The organism is Aeromicrobium sp. Leaf272, from assembly GCF_001422865.1.
In the GTDB taxonomy this organism is placed as follows: Bacteria; Actinomycetota; Actinomycetes; order Propionibacteriales; family Nocardioidaceae; genus Aeromicrobium.
This window is the reverse complement of the sequence record NZ_LMMY01000009.1, coordinates 661,518-664,701: the sequence shown is the minus strand read 5'-3', so window position 1 is coordinate 664,701 and position 3,184 is coordinate 661,518. Positions and strand designations below refer to the sequence as shown.

The 3,184-nt window shown below is 71.6% G+C and carries 3 protein-coding genes; 2 read left to right on the top strand and 1 reads right to left on the bottom strand.

All coding sequences use genetic code 11. The annotated features are described in order from the left end of the window. Positions 1-42 precede the first annotated feature (42 nt). Entirely contained in the window at positions 43-165 is a 123-nt protein-coding gene (locus tag ASF38_RS19455) for a hypothetical protein (RefSeq protein ID WP_255353803.1), read from the bottom strand. 116 nt (positions 166-281) lie between these two features. On the opposite strand from ASF38_RS19455, the gene ASF38_RS04850 reads away from it, so the two are divergent. Together ASF38_RS04850 and ASF38_RS04845 are read left to right on the top strand one after the other, a co-directional pair. After that, a complete protein-coding gene (locus tag ASF38_RS04850; RefSeq protein ID WP_055966091.1) occupies positions 282-806 on the top strand; it encodes a peptidylprolyl isomerase in 525 nt (174 codons plus the stop codon). Positions 807-809: 3 nt separating this feature from the next. After that, entirely contained in the window at positions 810-1,646 is an 837-nt protein-coding gene (locus ASF38_RS04845) for a rhomboid family intramembrane serine protease (protein WP_056574036.1), read from the top strand. Positions 1,647-3,184 lie beyond the last annotated feature (1,538 nt).

Below are 3,184 nucleotides of genomic sequence, written 5' to 3'. Positions count from 1 at the left end.
CCCGGGTCACCTCGACCCGCAGGTCGGAGCCCGCGGCGGCGCTCATCGGGCGTCGCCGGCCGGGTCGTAGACCCCACCCCGGTCGGCCGTCAGGTTGCGGGCGACCACGACGCCCGCCGCCAGGGCGAGCAGGGCCAGGACCAGGCGCAGGGGGTGCTCTCGCATGGGCTCACCGTAGCGGGCGTACCGACGGCATGCGGTGCGGAGCGTCGCCGCGCCTCTCTTGAGGCCGCGTGGAAGGATGGAAGGGTCCCGCCCCGCACGACCAGAAGAGGAACGACGTGTCTTCCCCCCTGAGCGCCACCTTCAAGACCAACCACGGCGACGTGGTCATCCGTCTGTTCCCCGACCACGCCCCCAAGACGGTGGAGAACTTCGTCGGTCTGGCCGAGGGCACCAAGGAGTGGCTCGACCCGGCCACCGGCCAGGTCGCCACCCGCCCGTTCTTCGACGGCCTCACCTTCCACCGCATCATCAGCAACTTCATGATCCAGGGCGGCGACCCGCTCGGCACCGGAACGGGCGGCCCCGGCTACACGTTCGAGGACGAGTTCCACCCGGACCTGCGCTTCGACAAGCCCTACCTGCTGGCCATGGCCAACGCCGGGCCCGGCACCAACGGCTCGCAGTTCTTCATCACCGTGGTGCCCACCGACTGGCTCAACCGCAAGCACACGATCTTCGGCGAGGTCGACGGCGAGGCGAGCCAGAAGGTCATCGACGCCATCGTGGCCGTGCCGACCGACGGCTTCGACCGTCCGGTCGACCCCGTGGTCATCGAGAAGGTCACGATCGACCGCGGCTGACCCGTGGACGAACCGCGCGCCGACGGCGCGCAGCGGTGCTACCGGCATCCTGACCGCGAGGCGTACATCTCGTGCCAGCGGTGCGAGCGGCCGATCTGCCCCGACGACATGCGCGACGCGTCGGTCGGCTTCCAGTGCCCGGAGTGCGTGAACAAGGGCGCGAAGGCCGTCCGCGCTCCGCGCACGGTCGCCGGCGGCGCGGTGCAGACGCGCGAGGGAATCGTGTCGATGACGCTCATCGTCGTCAACGTCACCCTGTACGTGCTGCAGATGGCCACCGGTGACCTGCGCAGCGAGCTGTACCAGCAGGGCACCATGTGGCCGTTCGGCGTGGCCGAGGGGCAGTACTGGCGGCTCCTGACCTCGGCGTTCCTGCACCTGTCGGTGCTGCACATCGCCTTCAACATGTACGCGCTGTACCTGTTCGGGCCGTTCGTGGAGCGCGCCCTCGGCACGGTGCGGTTCATCGCCGCGTACGTGACGACGGCGGTCGTCTCGGGCGTGTTCGTCATGTGGCTGTCGAACCCGCTCGGCGGCACCGCCGGCGCCTCGGGAGCGGTCTTCGGCCTCTTCGGCATGGCCCTGGTGCTGCTGCTCAAGGCCCGTCAGGACGTGCGCGGCCTGCTGGTGCTGCTGGCGATCAACGGAGCGATCAGCTTCACGGGCAACATCAGCTGGCAGGGTCACCTGGGTGGGTTCGTGGCGGGCTGTCTGCTCGGTCTCGTCTTCGCGTACGCCCCGCGCGAGCGCCGCACCCTCGTGCAGGTCCTCGCGTTCACCGGGACCTGGGTGGCCGTGGTGGTCGCGGTCGCCCTGCGCACGGCGTCGCTCACGGCCTGAGCGCCCACACCACGACCGCGCCCCCTCACCGGTGCGGCGAGGGGGCGCGGTCGGTGCGGTGGTCGGTCAGCGCGGCGTGCGGTTCACGTTGCAGATCGCGTCACGCAGGTTGAGCGTGATCGGGATGCCGATCACCTCGACCCGGACCTGCAGCGCGGTGGCCGACACGCACCGGACGATGCCGGTGCCGCCCGTCGCCCGGACACCCGTCGTCTGGCCGAAGAGCTTCGTCGTCTCCAGGTCGGTCCTGGCGTCGACGGCCGAGAACCCGTTGCCCGGGGTGAAGGTCAGCCGTGCCGAGCCGAGCTCGGCCACGACGTTCCCGCCACGGATCGGGTGCTCGCACCCTGCGGTCCCGCACTCGCCGCCGAACGACGTCGTGTTCAGGTAGACCGGCCCTCCGTCGTCGGCGTCGAGGTCACCGGTCAGGTCGAGCCGCTGCAGCCGCAGGCCGTTGGCCGACAGCCCACCGGCGGAGTCGACCAGGTCGAGCGTCGTGTACTCGCTCGCGTCGAACTGCACCGACCCGATGCCCGGGTCGTCGATCCCGGCGCCGGGCAGGCAGGCCTCGTCCTCGGCCATGCAGACCCGCAGCCTCGCGGGCAGGGGTCCGGCGATGGAGCCGGAGAGCCCGCCGAGGTCGAAGGACAGACGGTTCGTGCTGGCGTCGGCCGCGTACTCGAGGCGGGTCGCCCCCTCGGCCTCCACCAGGCGCAGCGTCATGTTCGGCTGGAGGTGGTCGATCGTCGCCGTGACCGGGTCGCCCCCGTCGTCGAGCGAGATCTCGAAGACCCTCCCGGCGACGGTGTCGAGCAGGACGTCCGGCTGGTCGCCGAGCGACGCCCTGATCGCCCGCAGCCCGCTCACCCGGGCAGCGAGCCGGGTGTCGTCCTCACGCTGGCGCAGCGCCAGGCCGTCCTTGTCGGCCGGCAGCTCCAGCGGCGTGCCGGAGTGCGCGTCGACCTCGACGAGGCCCACCGCCTTGCCGCCGGTGTCGAAGCTGACGCCGTCGTCGCCGACCTCGACCGCGAGCAGCTCGGGCACGTCCGTCAGGCGCAGGTCCAGCTGGTCGGCGCCCAGGAGTCGACCGCTCTGGTCGGTGGCCTCCACGGTCACGGACTCGATGGGGTCCGAACCTCGGACCGAGACGCCGCCGTCGTCGGAGAGCCCGAGCGTCAACGTGCGTGGGGCGTCCTCGATCCGGGCGTCGAGCGTCAGCGTCTCCTGCGTCACCAGGGCGCGCAGCGGTGTCGGCGCGATGGTCAGGCCGAGGGAGATNCCGCCCTCGTCCACGAGGCGCAGGTAGCTGGGGTCGTCGAGCGTGACGATCTCGCCGCCGCGGCTGTAGCCGGCTGCGAACGTCCCGATCGGGCCGCTCGCCTCGAGACCGCCGGCGCCGTCCGCACCGAGGGTGAAGTCGATCGACGTCGGCACCTCCTGCAGGCTGAGGCGGACGTCCTGGGCCGTGCGGCCCTTCGCCAGGGTCTGCGCCCGCAGCGTGACGTCGTCGAGCTCGACGTCGCTGGTGACGGAGGCCT

Bases quoted from the DNA above. Each gene is read 5' to 3' on its own strand.
- ASF38_RS19455 (WP_255353803.1), bottom strand. From the start codon at position 165: ATGCGAGAGCACCCCCTGCGCCTGGTCCTGGCCCTGCTCGCCCTGGCG.